General features: G+C 53.3%; 11 protein-coding genes, 1 tRNA gene, 2 rRNA genes and 1 pseudogene. 7 read left to right on the top strand and 8 right to left on the bottom strand.

From position 1 onward, the window contains the following. Positions 1-339 precede the first annotated feature (339 nt). From ACR3E6_RS08290 to ACR3E6_RS08265, 6 genes are all read left to right on the top strand, one after another. Entirely contained in the window at positions 340-1,797 is a 1,458-nt protein-coding gene (locus ACR3E6_RS08290; RefSeq protein ID WP_480486671.1) for a class I SAM-dependent methyltransferase, read from the top strand. A 156-nt stretch (positions 1,798-1,953) separates the two neighbouring features. Next, entirely contained in the window at positions 1,954-2,817 is an 864-nt protein-coding gene (locus tag ACR3E6_RS08285; RefSeq protein WP_480486669.1) for a class I SAM-dependent methyltransferase, read from the top strand. 51 nt (positions 2,818-2,868) lie between these two features. Further along, a complete protein-coding gene (locus tag ACR3E6_RS08280; protein WP_480486667.1) occupies positions 2,869-3,786 on the top strand; it encodes an NAD-dependent epimerase/dehydratase family protein in 918 nt (305 codons plus the stop codon). Positions 3,787-3,892: 106 nt separating this feature from the next. Next, a complete protein-coding gene (locus tag ACR3E6_RS08275; RefSeq protein ID WP_480486665.1) occupies positions 3,893-5,380 on the top strand; it encodes a glycosyltransferase family 4 protein in 1,488 nt (495 codons plus the stop codon). Positions 5,381-5,392: 12 nt separating this feature from the next. Next, complete coding sequence (locus tag ACR3E6_RS08270) at positions 5,393-6,127, top strand: glycosyltransferase family 2 protein (protein WP_480486663.1); 735 nt, start codon at positions 5,393-5,395, stop codon at positions 6,125-6,127. Between the two features lie 740 nt (positions 6,128-6,867). After that, entirely contained in the window at positions 6,868-7,035 is a 168-nt protein-coding gene (locus ACR3E6_RS08265; RefSeq protein WP_480486661.1) for a hypothetical protein, read from the top strand. A 241-nt stretch (positions 7,036-7,276) separates the two neighbouring features. Here the strand turns inward: ACR3E6_RS08265 and ACR3E6_RS08260 are convergent, their stop codons facing one another. Continuing rightward, entirely contained in the window at positions 7,277-8,125 is an 849-nt protein-coding gene (locus tag ACR3E6_RS08260) for a CmcI family methyltransferase (protein WP_209835251.1), read from the bottom strand. Positions 8,126-8,246: 121 nt separating this feature from the next. Continuing rightward, positions 8,247-8,768 carry an IS6 family transposase gene (locus ACR3E6_RS08255; protein ID WP_480488110.1) on the bottom strand — a complete coding sequence of 174 codons (522 nt, stop codon included), beginning with the start codon at positions 8,766-8,768 and terminating at the stop codon, positions 8,247-8,249. On the opposite strand from ACR3E6_RS08255, the pseudogene ACR3E6_RS08250 reads away from it, so the two are divergent. Further along, a pseudogene (locus tag ACR3E6_RS08250) lies at positions 8,768-9,313 on the top strand (Tn3 family transposase); the annotation flags it as partial. The gene ACR3E6_RS08255 and the pseudogene ACR3E6_RS08250 sit on opposite strands and share 1 nt — an antisense overlap. 93 nt (positions 9,314-9,406) lie before the next feature. Here ACR3E6_RS08250 and ACR3E6_RS08245 read toward each other — a convergent pair. From ACR3E6_RS08245 to ACR3E6_RS08220, 6 genes are all read right to left on the bottom strand, one after another. Then, positions 9,407-10,174: an FkbM family methyltransferase gene (locus ACR3E6_RS08245; RefSeq protein ID WP_209835250.1), complete on the bottom strand. Its 768-nt coding sequence runs from the start codon at positions 10,172-10,174 to the stop codon at positions 9,407-9,409. 836 nt (positions 10,175-11,010) lie between these two features. Continuing rightward, a complete protein-coding gene (locus tag ACR3E6_RS08240) occupies positions 11,011-11,766 on the bottom strand; it encodes an IS5 family transposase (RefSeq protein WP_480485407.1) in 756 nt (251 codons plus the stop codon). A gap of 46 nt (positions 11,767-11,812) precedes the next feature. Continuing rightward, positions 11,813-12,130, bottom strand: coding sequence for a hypothetical protein (locus ACR3E6_RS08235; protein ID WP_480486659.1), 318 nt, complete (start codon positions 12,128-12,130; stop codon positions 11,813-11,815). A gap of 359 nt (positions 12,131-12,489) precedes the next feature. Then, a tRNA-Met gene (locus tag ACR3E6_RS08230) sits at positions 12,490-12,566 on the bottom strand. Between the two features lie 115 nt (positions 12,567-12,681). Beyond that, positions 12,682-12,796: ribosomal RNA gene (rrf, locus tag ACR3E6_RS08225) — 5S ribosomal RNA — on the bottom strand. Positions 12,797-12,983: 187 nt separating this feature from the next. Beyond that, positions 12,984-15,846, bottom strand: a 23S ribosomal RNA gene (locus tag ACR3E6_RS08220). Positions 15,847-16,288: the final 442 nt, after the last annotated feature.

Genomic DNA, 16,288 nt, shown 5'->3' with positions numbered 1-16,288 from the left:
ACGAAACACGGTGAGGTTGTGACGCAAAATCACTGCGCTTGCACGACCTTGCAGGATACACCGTTGGGTGGATCGATGTTGTCCCATCACCAGACAGTCCCCGCATTCGGATACCTTGAACTGGCTGCGTGTGTTATCGATGCAAGCTCAGCGGTGAGCTGGGTTTAGAAGTTTCCCTTTGCGGTTTCCGCTAGGATAAGCTTGTCCAACGTCAGATCAGACACCGCGCGTCACAATCGCTCGTTTTCCTTCGTAAGCCGAACGGCTTTCTGCGCTTTACCCCCGAACAGCAAACGGCTATCTATCGCTTCAATGTGCTGCTTGGGGATTTGAACCTGCATGTCCGACTTGAAAATAACAGATCCTGAGTTCGATGCAGCATGGGAGACCGTCAAAGATTACACCATGACCAGCCGCGAACGCGGGTATGCATTGTGGTGTGCCGTCAACACGGTAATCGACAACGACATCAAAGGGTGCATTGTCGAATGCGGGGTTTGGAAGGGCGGGTCAGCGATGCTGATCGCTTTGGCGCTCAATCAGCGCGGTGCCGCACGTGATATTGTGCTTTTCGACACGTTCTCGGGCATGTCTGACCCACTGCCCGAAGATATCGATATCAGCGGGGATCATGCCTCTGTTCTCATGGCAGGCAAACACGGCCCCGAAATCGCGGAACTCGTCAAAGCCGAAGCTCCGCTTGACCAAGTTCGCGAGGCTGTCGAAAGCACCGGCTATGACATGCGTCTTGTTCGTTTTGTCGAAGGGAATGTCTGCGACACACTTCTCAAGACGCAAACGCTCGACATCGCGTTGCTGCGGCTTGATACGGATTTTTACGACAGCACACTGGCCGAGCTGAACCATTTATATCCGCGCCTGTCCCAAGGCGGCGTTATGATCATTGACGACTATGGCCATTGGCAAGGCGCCCAAAAGGCCGTGGAAGAGTATTTCCAGACGGTTGAAGAAACAGGTCACAAACGCCCGATGCTGTGGGTCATCGACTATACGGGTCGGGGTGCAGTTAAGATCGAACCCACGGGTACGACAGAGATCGAGCGCTATGACTACATCCCGCCGGGGATGGAACCGCCCGATCTGCATTCGCTGTTTCCCCACGCTGTTGCCGGGAATCCTTGGACGGTAAACTGGCCCTATCTTCGTTGCTCTGCCCCCCATGTGTGGCGGTATGACGACCGACACAAGGGCTATGTCACCGGGAATGCGTCAGTTGAAGAAGCGGCCTGTCTTTATACATTTGCCAAGCAATTTGCCGGCAAGCGCGGAATCGAAATCGGTACCTATTATGGCTGGACCGCTGCGCATCTTATGGCGGCGGGCCTTCGTTTGGATTGCGTCGATCCCGCATTCTCGATGCCAGATGTTGATTGGGACGTTCGCAATGTCTTGGACAAAGTTCCGGGATCAAATGGCTATACGCTTTGGGCAGAGTCGTCGCCCCAATGCATTAGCAAGGTAAGGGATTCGGATCCTGAACCTTGGTCCTTTGCCTTCATTGACGGCAACCATGATGACCATGCTCCGCGCGATGATGCGCGCGGAGTTCTGCCACATCTCGCAGAAGATTGCATGGTCATGTTCCACGACTTGACGTCACCATTTGTCGAAGCCGGGCTTGACGTTTTTCGCAAAGCCGGGTTTGAAACACGCATAATAAATACAATGCAGATCATAGGTGTTGCATGGAGAGGCAATGTGACCGTTCCGGATCACATACCCGATCCAAACGTGCCACACCCGTGGCCTGGACATCTACAAAAATACTTCGCCTAAAACATTCCAGTACCAACCAAAACGAGTGGGCACATGAATCGTATTTCCAGGGCCATCAAGGTACTGAACCGCAAAAGCGCTCCAGCACCGGCAATGGCTGTTAAAAGCCCCCAAGCAACAGAAACCGCATCACATCAGCGGGAGGCCTCTGAATCCATGGCAAATATCTGGGAAAACCTAGTAACACTGAACTCCGACGTTGAACCGAACTTTGAATTGCTGTCCCGGGCCGGTGAATATCTGGCGACAGATTCCAGAGCAGCTGATTGGGGCGATCTCAATTATCACGCCGCGCTTGAACGCGATCACTATCCGATCCCTGAAACCGCAGATAGGGAAGGGTATTATGGCACAGACCACTTTAGCTATTGGGCAAGCGGCCTGAAAGATGCCCGGCTTTTGGACGATGTTGTAAGACGACATGGCACCGGCGAGCTAAAAGCCTGTCTTGATCTTGGATGTGCTTCGGGGCGCGTGCTGCGCCATTTGGCACTGGAAAACCCGAATTGTCGGGCCATCGGCTGTGATATCAACCGTCTTCACGTCGAATGGTGCAACGCACATCTCCCGCCGAACTGCTCTGTGTTCCAGAACCATTCGATTCCGTCGCTGCCGATTGAAGACAATTCACTGGATGCGGTTACAGCCTATAGCGTCTTTACGCATATCGAAGCACTTGAAACCGGATGGCTTGCTGAAATTCGTCGCGTCCTCAAACCTGGGGGCATTGCCTGGCTGACGGTGCATACAGAACATACGCTGGCCGATATGAACGAAGGCTGGCCGCTTTGGAAACCGACGATGGATCACCCGGATTCACCATCGCTTTTGGATGAAAATCGGAACTTCAAAGGCGATCGCATGGTGCTGCGCTGGCTGGCTGAGCGGTCGTATTCCTCGAATGTCTTTTACAAGTCCGACTATTTGACCAGTCATTGGACGCGTCAGCTGGAATTGCTGGAATTGCGCAGACGTCATCCGAGCTTTCAGGATGTGATGCTGATGCGGAAACCACTCTGAGCAGCAGATACGTTCGTCGAACGTAAGGACCTTTTGTAAGAGAGAAATATCATGCGTGCTATTGTGTTGGGAGGCAATGGATTCATCGGCTCACATGTTGTCGATGCTTTGCTTGCCGGTGGGCACACGGTCACGGTCTTTGATCGCGTGCCAGACAAATTTCGAGACCCCCTGCCGGGGGTAAAATTTTTTCTGGGCGACTTTCAGGACAAGATGGCTATAGCCGAAGCCCTGAACGGCAAGGACGCGGTCTTTCATCTCGTCAGCACGACTTTTCCCGGTACGGCCAATCTGGACCCCAAAGCGGATGTTACCGGGAATTTGATCGGCACGCTAAGCCTAATTGAATCGATGAACTCGATGGGGATCGAACGTCTGGTCTATCTGTCGTCAGGGGGCACCGTTTATGGACCAGCCCCAGGACATCCTATTCCCGAAGATCACCCTCTTAACCCAATAAACTCGTATGGAATCGTTAAGGTCGCGATCGAGCAATACCTGAACATGTACCAAAAGAGTCATGGGCTAAAGCCGATCGCAATTCGCGCTGCCAACCCCTTTGGCCCACGTCAGGCACATACAGGCGTTCAGGGTGTCATTTCCACGTTCTTGAGACGCATCTACGAAAATGAACCGATCGAGATTTGGGGGGACGGGCAGGTCGTACGAGATTACCTGTATGTCGAAGATCTGGCCGATCTTTGCGTTAAGGCCGCCGAGACCGATTATTGCGGGGCCGTGAATGCGGGGTCTGGACAGGGCCGATCCCTGCTCGACGTGATCGATGCGATCTCGCGCGTGACCAAAACGCCGCTTGAGCCTGTTTTCAAACCTGGTCGAAAAATCGATGTGCGCTATTCCGTTTTGGATATCTCTTGGGCCAAGACGCTTTTTGACTGGGCCCCATCGGCAGATTTCGACCGAGCCTTGGAACAAACCTGGCAATGGTTGCAAAACACATCCAGTTAATGTGCAAATGCATTACACACTGCTAATATAGGCAGTACTCAGAAGACCATTAGAAATAACGTGCGACCCTCTACATTTTTGGCCATCAAATAGGACCGAAATTCAGATGCCTCAACCAGATGAAATCGAATATCTTTACGACAGGCTCGCATATTTTGAACGGAATTCGACGCGATCGTCTTGGCTATTTCGCCAATTGGGCAGAAAGATCAAATATTTCCCGCGCGATTTCTCGCGCAGATTGCGGCGCTCAATAAAGAAGCGGCGCTTGCGCAACGAGACGGCGCATCAGGTTGACACCACCACGCCGCGAAAAGCGTCACGGGGGGACGACTTTTTCATGTCCGCTGAGATGCTGAGCTTGGTTGCGAAAGCCCGCAGCTTTGATCCCGAAATCGGGGAACTTACCGGCGATGAGCCGCATTTCAAGCCGCGTGCGAATGATGCAGGCTACGAAAAATTGCGTGAGGCGACCAAGATCCTGCCAAAATCACGATACGACTCGGTTGTTCTGATGCCCGCCGGCCGCATGGGCGGCGCGGATTTGGTCGCCGCCATCCTGGTTCGAGCATTAGTCAAATCCAAGAAAGTTTTAATTCTTCGCACCGACGACTCGCACTGGGATTGCCCGCACTGGTACCCGGAAGATGTCGATTCCATTGATATTTCCCCGTATCTGAAAGACATCCAGAACCAACACCAAGGCATCCCGGTCCGCCACCGCGCGCTTTACGTCATTCTCACCGAAATCGCCGCGCCACAAATCTTTAACGTCAACAGCCGCTTGGCGTTTGAGACCATGGTGTCCTATGGGGCCCAGCTTGCCAGCCAGTTCAAGCTGTATGCGTACTATTTCTGCGCGGACCGGACCGAGAACGGCAGCGAAACAGGCTATCCTGTTCTGTTTTTCCACAACATTTTCCGCTACCTGGATGCGGCAATCCTCGATACGAAATATTTGGCAAACATACTCGAGAACCGGTTCTCCCTGCCGCTGTCAGAAACCCAGCGTCTGAAAACCATCTATACGCCCGCCCAGGTCGACGCCGAGCAACTGCCGGTTTCCGAACGCCACAAGTCAGAACCGGATCGCAGCCGCCCCCGCATCTTGTGGGGTGGGCGGCTTGATCGTCAAAAACGTTTTGATCTGGTGGTACAGATCGCCCGCGAGATGCCGGATGTCGACTTTCTGTGCTGGGGCAAGGCCGTTCTCGACAAAGCCCCTTCGATGAAAAAGGCGCCTGAAAATCTTCACCTTAATCCTCCCTTTAAGGATTATGATGAGTTGCCTTTGGGGGATTGTGACGGCTGGCTTTACACATCTGAATGGGATGGGCTGCCGACAATCCTCATTGAATTGGGCGCGTTGGGCATGCCGATCGCAGCCAGCGCCGTCGGAGGCGTCCCTGAACTCATTGACGAGGAAACCGGCTGGCTTGTTCCGGAAACCGCAAGTGTCGATGAGTATGTCGCTCAGATTCGCGCTATGATTGATGATCCCGAGGCCCGCGTGTCGCGCGGCCGCGCGCTTCAGCAACGCGTGCGGGAAAGACATTCGATGCAGGCTTTTGTCGATTCAATTGATTCAATTTAAGGCGTATATATCATGACGGATCAACCTCCTGTATCAGCCATTGTCACAGCGCATCGCGAAGGCCTTATGGCCGGGCCTGCGGCGCGCAGTCTTTTGGCCGCTGTGGCAGACGCTGAAAAGGCGGATATCAGCTGCGAGATCATCGTGGTTCTGGACATTGCCGATGACCTGACCCGCGATGTTCTGAACGGCGCATTGGGCGAACGCGCAAAATACGTCGAAAGTGCGACTGGCGATCCCGGTCTCGCACGGAACACTGGAATTGCCGCCGCCACGGGCGAACATGCGTGTTTTCTGGATGCCGATGATCTGTGGTCTGAAAACTGGATTTCAGCGGCTATCGCGGCCGCCCGGAAACGTCCCGATGCCATTCACCATTCCGCCTGCAACATGGTTTTTGGGTTCCAGAGACTCATGTTCTGGCACATGGATTCAGAAAGCGACGGTTTTGACAAATCCTATCTGGATTGGAGCAACTACTGGGATTCACTCAGTCTTGCCAAAACTCAGATCTATCGGGATACCCCGTTTGAAGCCAACGAGCTTTCCAAGGGGTTTGGCCACGAAGACTGGCACTGGAACGCGATCACGATTGCCAAAGGTATTCCTCACAAACCTGTGGCGGGCACCATGCATTTCAAACGAGCGCGGACCGATTCTCAGATGAGCAAGGTGGATTCCGTCGGCGGCATTCGTGCGCCTTTGGGCGATGGCGAAATCCTGCGCCTGCAGGACTCCTGGACCTGAACGACAGCGATATTTGGGTTGCAATAGACCTGAGCCCCCACGAGTGGGAGGCACCGCAAAGTGTGGGGCAATTACGCTGCCACTTTGCCGTCTGCGCACGCTTTCAAGGGGTCGACGCCTGTTAGACCCAACAGCACCGAGTCGAGTGTATGGCCGCCTCCTGGAGCGCAAACAGAATCTGGAGGTGAACAAGACAGATTCTTCACCAGAGCATTCTGAAATCGGTGGTTAAGTGTAATGACCTGCAATCACAATCCGTTCGGCTTGCAAACATCCCGGATTCTCGCCCGAATTAACTGCGACTATCCGGGGCGCCAAACCCACATTATTTGAGAATGAGCCCAGATTGTGTGCGACCAGCTTGCAATCATCCGCCCCGGGTTCACATTAAATGCGAATAGGATTTTGGACTTGTTTTTAAGCGCCTGCATATGTCTGGCTTCCCATCTGAGAATTGCGGCGCTGAACGTAGATACTCGGACGGGACTTCCGGACAATATTATTCAAGGTCTCTGGGCGAGTGTTCTGGGACGTCGCGGTGTCTGGGAAACCCCCGTTTCCCAGACCAGCCGTTCGGGCAAAGCGCGGCAAATTCAACGAACGAGCCCGAGTAGTACCTGGGGTTTTCTTGCTGCGCGCGCTCGCAGCAGGGATTTTGCCGCGCATGCATCATCCTGAGTTCTGCAATGCGGCGTAGAATGCGGCCATTGGCACCGGGCGCAGCGAGATTTCGTCAAGCAATGAGCAAGACGCGGGACGGAGTTGCCGTAGGGCAGGAACGCCTGAACGGCAGGAAACTGCGGTTTGTGGACATTGCCCGAATTGGACATTGCGCTTGGATGCCGGTGATTGAAGGACCTGCCGTGAGGTTCCAGGTTTCGCATTCCCGCCATTCGTACGACCTGTAGTGCTTTCAGGGTCAGCAATGACCCGGTCGCGGACGTAGCTGCCGGTTGAAGGAACCCTTCCGTCCGGCCGCTTAGGCACTGCTACCAATCAAGAATTGGGTTGCCTCTACGGATCGCATTCTGGCGATACCGGACCTCTCAGCAGGAAGTCGCTTAAGCTTAGTCGTTCCCAGTCGCACTATCACGAAACATCCTCCAGAATCTGTCGTCCTAGCGCGCCCGCTTGAGCGCTAAAAGTTGTTCAGGTTTTTTCCAGATATCCGTTTGGATTGAATGAAAGATTATATCCGAAAAAGTCGTTGTAGTTATCCATAAGGCGATACTCATCGGGATTATTTAAGAAAAACTCATGAACAGCGCGGTTCGGGCCACCATCATAACGCCAATTCGCACCTTGATCCTCGATGATGCCATCTTCGACAATAAGGCATTCACCCGTTTGCATGCGTGATTTGAAGTATTCCAATACCGCGTATGACACTTCAAACGTATGCGCACTATCCTCGATCACCATCCACGGCCTTGGCGCGGTTTTCAGTCGCTCTTCCAAATCGCTACCATCGAGTTTTAGTGCGTCGGTCTGCACAAATTCGATCCCTTCCGTCCCAACCTGCTCGTCTTGATACTGGTTAGAGCGGAAATCCACGGTGATGACCTGGGTATCAAGTCCCCATGCTCGGGTGATGTCTCGATAGAACATCGCAGCGCCGCCGTGGAACGATCCAATTTCCACGATGGTGCCCGGCTTCTTCTCAAAAAGGATCAACATATAGACGGCGAGATCAATGGGACTCTTGAGACATGTCACTCCCCGGTACTGATACTTCATCACACCAGCATGGTAAGCGGCTAAGATGTCTGGCGTGAAAGTTGATCCAAACGGTCTCGGCACAGGCGGGGTCGTACCGAAAGCACCTTCTTCATTGTCGATGTTCTGCTCTTGCGGACGCACATCGGGGTTCAAAGTGTGTTCAGCGAGCGGGTCGAGTGCTTCGGCGGGGTCTTCCTGCGCTGCAACAACCTGCATCTGAGCCGGCTCGGTTGGTAGCGATGTTGAGGGATTTGGTTTCGACGTCATTTGTTTATCCATTTGTGTAACATATCCCGAGCGGAACAATGTCACTGGCATACTGACGCTAGGATTCATGTAAGACAAGAGGTAGTATCGCAAACTTTTGGAACGACGAAAGCCAGCGATATGCTAGACGCAGTTATCCTGCGATCTCAACAAACATCCGAAAGCCGGAAGTCGTATCACTAGAGAATTGCCGCTTCCGGATCATGTTGGCGACCTCGATGCTGTCCAAAGTGGCGGAAGCGGATTCGAACGACTTAAACCCACACATGTGCCGAACACGTCGTTTTTTGAACCGATGGCCCTGTTTGTTCATGTTGGTCAAAAATTTGGACCTAATCGTCTGTACTTTGGCTGGGCAACGGAACCGCTTCAGGATTCTGTTCACTTCTCGAATGCCAGCTGCATTTGCGCCACTTTTGTCGATGACGATTTTGTTTGGGATCCCGTTGGACGACAGTGCTTTGGCAAAGAACCTGGTTGCTGCTGGACGATTTCGTCGCTCAGACAGCATGAAATCAAGGGTGTTTCCCGCTTTGTCGACCGCTCGATAGAGATACATCCACTTCCCGCGCACACGGAGATAGGTTTCGTCCATGCGCCAGAAACTCAGCGTTGGTCGCTTCTTCGATTGCGCGCTCGCGGTGAAGCTCGGCAGATATCAACGCAAAATACGGGCGTGCCCCGGGTCTCAAGTTTTACACCCACATCTCCGATCAGTTCAGCCCGTTCCACTCGACGGTCATCAACGCTACAGAAAGCGAAGCGCCCTTTGTTTTGGATGGTCTGCTTCGCCACCAATCGGGCGTCGCAATCGAAGAGCATCATGTGGACACTGGTGGCGCGACGGATCACGTCTTTGCCCTGTGTTATCTCTTGGGCTTCCGTTTCGCACCGCGTTTTCGAAACTTCAAGGATCGCAAATTGTATCTCCTGCCCGGCATGAAATCCCTGCCCATCATGGCACCCTTCATTGGCGGCACCATCAAAGCAGGTCACATTGTCGAAAACTGGCCCGAGATCCTCAGGCTGGCAACGTCCATCAAGGCCGGGACCACCACCGCATCAGCGATCCTCAAAAGCTTGTCCGCATACCCGCGGCAAAACGGACTAGCAATCGCCCTACGTAAACTGGGGCGGTTGGAGCGGACCTTGTTTGCCCTGGAATGGATGCAAAGCCTGGAATCGCGTTTTAAGATTTAGGTGGAGACCCGGTACTGCGGCTTGGCAAATTGGCCATGCGCCGTGGGGAATGTCGGTTAAGAGTGGCTTGGTCAGCGCAGCGGGCATAGGCCATCAGGCAAGGGCCGCGGCCCGGCAGACATGTAGATCGAGCCAGCCGGGGGCAAGCTCCTGGTCGAGCGCCCGCAATGTGTGCCATTGGCGGTAGATGTCGGCAATCTCGCTTAGCGGGCGCCACTTGGCAGGGTCCAGCTCGCGTCCAAAAAGCCCGCTCATTTCGCCCGTGAACTGTGCCTCGACAAAGCTGCCCTCGCGCGGGGGCTTCGGCGGGGTCTTGAATGGATTAAACCACTGGTTGACGATCTGTCCAACCTCATAGCCGCATTTAATCAAGATGTCGGGTTCGTTCCCGTCGTTCATCTCGATTGACACAAAACGAGGTCGCTGCACGCAGGACAAGAGCTGCTCACGCATGATCAAATCGCCGCCCTCCATATCACATTTGAGATAATACGGTGTGCCATAGGTCTCGAAGAGGGTCATGAGATCCACTGTCTGAACCTCGATCTCGACCGCAGTCTCCACGCCTTTTTCGGCGATGTTGCGATCCAGGCTGCCCCAGTCATCCTTATTGGGAACCGTAAAGAAAGAAACTGTCTCGCCTGCCCGGTGATACAGGGCCTTGTTAATAAGTGTCGCACGGGTTCCGAACGCACTGATGTTTTCAACCGCCGCGTTGTACAGTTCTGGCACGGCTTCGAGGCCAAGCACGCGAAACCCTTTTTTGAGATAGAACTCTGTATCATATCCTTTGTGCACGCCAAAATCGTAAATTAAGTCGTCTTGTATAGCTTGGTGCTTCACAACTACAGCCTTTCGCACGCGTTCTTCCGCTCTCTGAAGCGGTTACCCTACTCCAAGTATTTCTAGCATGTATCGCTCGAAAGCAACCTGCGAAATTGGTTGAGAGACACGCGGCCTGGCCGAGATGTTTGTTGCATGGCCGATTAATGGTCGGTTGGCCGCTTGGCGTTCTAGCATGAGCGAAATTTACGGCAAAACCTTGCGAAGCTCCAAGTAAGCAAGTCCAATGATCTCCCAAGGGCGCAAGACGCAATGATTTCAAGAGGCGGTGCCAACCTAGGGGACAAGACAATACTTGACTCCATGGATGCAGTTATCACCGCCACAAAAGGACTAGAGGATCCGGAAGCGTTGTACACTGCAGCAGCCATCGCCGCGTAAGAAGCGCGCGACACTTACAAAGACAAGCCCAACAAGATCGGCCGGGCTCGAGTATATGCTGACAAATCGATTGGCCTGGAAGATCCGGGCATGGCGGCACTCGTTCGACTGATCGATGCTTTGAAGAAATAGCAAATTTCGTTCTATCTCCCCGACTGGCGGTGTGGGTTTCCACGCCGCCTTTTTTTTCGCAATCGTTTATTGAAACGCGGCAACATTGCAGGGTTTACGAGATTTTTACCAAGATTTTTAAACCCGTGACCGTCTTGTAAAAACTGTCGTTTGCGGAAGGGGCACTAACACTTACGGTATCGAAGCAAGTGACAAGATCATTAAGATTCAAGGCTGCTTGATGCCGAAGGAGATATTCAGTTGGCAAAAATAGTTGTCGAATAGGACCGCCGTTTCCTTAGGCGTTGAACTCGGGCCCGAATAGACTTAGCCGAGCCAGCTACTTATCCTAGGGTCAGGACTCATAACCAATAAATGACGGTTGCGGCGAGGGCGATGGCGGAGAGGAAGACCTTCGGGCATCTGTCGTATCTGGTCGCCACACGCCTCCAATCCTTGAGCCTGCCGAACATGATCTCGATGCGGTTGCGGCGTTTGTAGCGGCGCTTGTCGTACTTCACCGGCTTCTTCCGCTGTTTCCTGCCAGGGATGCAGGCGCGTATCCCTTTGTCTTTCAAGGCTTCTCTGAACCAGTCGGCGTCGTAGCCACGGTCTCCGAGCAGCCAGTCGACATTCGGCAGACTGCTCAGCAATGCCCGTGCGCCGATGTAGTCGCTGACCTGACCGGCGGTGACGAACAGGTTGAGCGGCCGGCCTTGGCTATCGCAAATAGCGTGCAGCTTGGTATTCATGCCGCCTTTCGTCCGACCAATCAGGCGTGCACGCCCCCTTTTGACGCCCATGCTGGTCGCTGTCCGGTGGGCTTTGAGATAAGTCGCGTCGATCATTACGGTCTTCTTCTCGCCGTGTTCGGCGGCTAGACCGGCCATCATCCGGGCAAAAACGCCCTTGTCGCTCCATCGCTTCCAGCGATTGTAGAGCGTCTTGTGAGGACCATAGACAGCGGGAGCATCGCGCCATCGCAAACCATTGCGGTTGATAAAGATTATCCCGCTCAACACACGCCGGTCATCGACACGCGGCTTACCGTGAGACTTGGGAAAGAAGGGCTCAAGACGCGCCATCTGCGCGTCGGTCAACCAGAAAAGATCAGACATGTTCACCGCTCGTTTTTCAGCCGTGAATCATGCCGCTCGCTGAAAATCAATGAGTCCTGACCCTAGCCATGCCTGGAAGTCCCCAAGTTTCAAGATCGACTTCCCGGTGGATATGAAACTTGAGATGCTCGGAAATGCCACCGTAGGCCAGCATTCCCAAGATAATAGCGTCACGCTTTTGCCTCTCGTTTTTAATTTTTTGCAGATCATTGATGGTGTACGGCTCGCTAAGCTCAATTTCTTGCTCAAAACCACCCCAGTTAACCGTGTCTTTATTCTTACGATATACGTGCTTCTTAACGGCAGAAAACTTCAGAATGTTAGTGTCAATAAATACGTCCGCTAAGGATTTTACTTCTGTCAAAGCGACCCTTTCTTTTTGGTGAGGTTCACACGGTACTAATTGCTCATTTACGAAGCGCTACGCAATGCATTCTGTAAAAACGATGCACGGGAAACCAGCAGCTACCACACTCGTTTCAGTTGGCACTTCGGTTCCGCGAAGGAGGCCAGTACTGAGCTTCCATTTCCCTCTGGCTGACAGTGCTGACGGAGAGATCGGGTTGGTTTTCATTAGGAGAAAGAATCAGCCCCGGTTTCGCATGTGATACGTAGCCATAGTTTGCTCTCTGGCGTAGCACCACCGTAGCACCGGGTGCGGGTGCTACAAACGCAGAAAGCGCCCCTTGGGGCGTTAGTGCATTGTAATCATGTAGGTAATATTGGTTGCGGGAGTAGGATTTGAACCTACGACCTTCAGGTTATGAGCCTGACGAGCTACCGGGCTGCTCCATCCCGCGACAGTTTTTGTGACCTAGCGCTTACGCTAGTTGAGGTCTTTGGTTGGCCTATCGCTTGCGCTATTTGAGGCCGGGTATTGTGTCATCGTGTTAGAGAGATATGGGCTTTTTCTAGGTTTGGCGGTGACCTACTCTCCCGGGGCTTAAGCCCAAGTACCATTGGCGCGGCAGTGCTTAACTTCCGGGTTCGGGATGGGACCGGGTGTTTCACTTGCGCTATGACCACCAAACCGAGGAAAAGCCCATGTCGACTTTTTGCGGAGCAAGAAAGCGACGGTTGGCAGGCAGCGTATTCGCTTGCGAATGCGCGGTGCCACTCGGTTATATAATCAACCAACATCGCGGCTTGGCGCTGCGACGCTGTCCATAATCAAGGTCAGTGTATGCTTTTGGTGATTTGTCTTTCCATTACTGGATCAAATCAAGCCTATCGGGCGATTAGTACCGGTCAACTGAACGCATTGCTGCGCTTACATCTCCGGCCTATTGACGTGGTGGTCTTCCACGGCCCTCAGGGAGACCTTGTTTTGAGGGGGGCTTCCCGCTTAGATGCCTTCAGCGGTTATCCTGTCCGATCATAGCTACCCAGCACTGCCGTTGGCACGACAACTGGTCCACCAGTGGATCGTTCACCCCGGTCCTCTCGTACTAGGGGCAACTCCTCTCAAGTCTCCTACACCCACGGCAGATAGGGACCGAACTGTCTCACGACGTTCTAAACCCAGCTCACGTACCTCTTTAAACGGCGAACAGCCGTACCCTTGGGACCTGCTCCAGCCCCAGGATGAGATGAGCCGACATCGAGGTGCCAAACACTGCCGTCGATATGGACTCTTGGGCAGTATCAGCCTGTTATCCCCGGCGTACCTTTTATCCGTTGAGCGATGGCCCTTCCACTCGGGACCACCGGATCACTATGGCCGTCTTTCGACTCTGCTCGACTTGTCAGTCTTGCAGTCAGGCTGGCTTCTGCCATTGCACTCAACGAGCGATTTCCGACCGCTCTGAGCCAACCTTCGCGCGCCTCCGTTACGCTTTAGGAGGCGACCGCCCCAGTCAAACTACCCGCCACGCAGGGTCCCGGATCCGGATAACGGACCGCGGTTAGACATCAAGAGTGCGAAGGGTGGTATCTCAAGGGAGGCTCCACAGGTACTTGCGTTCCTGCTTCAAAGCCTACCACCTATCCTGCACATCACAATCCTGATGCCAGTGCGAAGCTGTAGTAAAGGTGCACGGGGTCTTTCCGTCTAACCGCGGGAAGCCTGCATCTTGACAGGCAATTCAATTTCGCTGAGTCGATGTTGGAGACAGCGGGGAAGTCGTTACGCCATTCGTGCAGGTCGGAACTTACCCGACAAGGAATTTCGCTACCTTAGGACCGTTATAGTTACGGCCGCCGTTTACCTGGCTTCAATTCAAGGCTCTCACCTCTCCTTTTAACCTTCAGGCACCGGGCAGGCGTCAGACCCTATACGTCGTCTTGCGACTTCGCAGAGCCCTGTGTTTTTAATAAACAGTCGCCACCCCCTGGTTTGTGCCCCCAGCCCCTAGTTGCCTAGGAACCGGGCCTCCTTCTCGCGAACTTACGGAGGTATTTTGCCGAGTTCCTTCAACATCGTTCTCTCAAGCGCCTTGGTATGCTCTACCAGTCCACCTGTGTCGGTTTAGGGTACGGTCTGATGGAGGGCTATTTCCAGGAACCACTCAGCAGCCCAATCAATCCGATAAGATTGAACTACACCTGTGATCCGTCACATCCTCCTGGCCTAGGAATATTAACCTAGTTCCCATCGCCTACGCCTTTCGGCCTCGGCTTAGGGGCCGGCTTACCCTGCTCAGATTAGCTTTAAGCAGGAACCCTTGGACTTTCGGCGAGTGTCTCTCACACTCTTTGTCGCTACTCATGTCATCATTCTCACTAGTGATCTCTCCACCGGATCCCTCACAGGCCGGCTTCATCGAAAGAACTCTATCCTGCGCTACCGCCTATTCGGCTACTTGAGCGCGATTACTCGCGCCACATAACCGGCGGCAATACAGGATGAGTTCTATGTCACACTACGCTCTGCTACCATGCCTTACGGCATCCTAAGCTTCGGCTCATGGCTTGAGCCCCGTTACATCTTCGCCGCAGGACAACTTGTTTAGACCAGTGAGCTGTTACGCTATCTTTAAAGGATGGCTGCTTCTAAGCCAACCTCCTGGTTGTTTTGGTCGTCCCACCTGCTTTCCCACTTAGCCATGAATTGGGGGCCTTAGCTGTAGGTCAGGGTTGTTTCCCTCTCCACTACGGACGTTAGCATCCGCAGTGTGTCTGCCATCTAGTACTCCCGGGTATTCGGAGTTTGGTTAGGATCAGTAAGCCTGTGGGGCCCCATTACCCATCCAGTGCTCTACCCCCCGGGGTATTCGGATGACGCTCTACCTAAATAGATTTCGCAGAGAACCAGCTATCTCCGAGTTTGATTGGCCTTTCACCCCTAGGCACAGCTCATCCCGATCCTTTTCAACGGATGTGGGTTCGGTCCTCCAGTAAGTGTTACCTTACCTTCAACCTGGCCATGCCTAGATCACTCGGTTTCGGGTCTGATCCCACGAACTCATTCGCCCTATTAAGACTCGCTTTCGCTACGCCTACACCTAACGGCTTAAGCTTGCTCGTGAGACCAAGTCGATGACCCATTATACAAAAGGTACGCCGTCAGCTCGCAAGGAGCCTCCGACTGATTGTAGGCGTTCGGTTTCAGGTACTGTTTCACTCCCCTCGTCGGGGTGCTTTTCACCTTTCCCTCACGGTACTGGTTCGCTATCGGTCAGCAAGGAGTACTTAGCCTTCGAAGGTGGTCCTCCGATCTTCAGACAGAATTTCACGTGTTCCGCCCTACTTAATACGTCCGTCAAAGCTTCCTATACGGGGCTGTCACCCGCTATGGCCACGCTTCCCAACGTGTTCTAGTCACTTATCCGGCTCGGCTGGTCCCCGTTCGCTCGCCGCTACTAGGGGAGTATCAATTGATTTCCTTTCCTCCGGGTACTTAGATGTTTCAGTTCCCCGGGTTTGCTCTTAAAACCCTATGTATTCAGGTCTTAAGTACCTGTTCATGCTCATTATTGATTAGCACAGCTAACAATAACAAACATTCAGGTGGGTTGCCCCATTCAGAGATCCATGGATCAAAGCTTATTCTCAGCTCCCCATGGCTTATCGCAGAGTATCACGTCTTTCATCGCCTCTTGCTGCCAAGGCATTCACCAAACGCCCTTCTCGCGCTTGATTTGATCCAGAAAAAGAAAGACTTGATATTGGCACTACCGCCTATTCGGCTACTTGAGTGCGTTTGACCGCACACAACCAAAGCTGCGCTAGTAATCAAATCGATCAAGACCGCCCAGCTGGTAACTAAAGGCAGTCATTCTTCTGAACCAAAAACATACATTTCCCGCCCCCGCCACTTGGACGAGGACAATTGAGCAACCCCATATGGTCTCCCAGCCGTGCAGCTGATCAACGCAGGTCGCTCGGGTTAGTATATTTGACTTGGACAACTCTGTTCTTTTCAGTCGCGATACACGAGACAGGGCCGGCTAGACCCAAACCGTGCCGTCCATCAGATGATGGAAACGACCGAGATCAGCGCCACACTCGGCGCGATCAAACAGTGTTGATTGATTTCTCTCTATACGATGTCAAAGCCTCCGAAGAAGCTGCGTCCAATCGG

The sequence above is a fragment of the Ruegeria sp. AL3 genome, from assembly GCF_056536065.1.
Note: the sequence above shows the minus strand (reverse complement) of the source record. Positions and strands in the feature narration are given on the sequence as shown.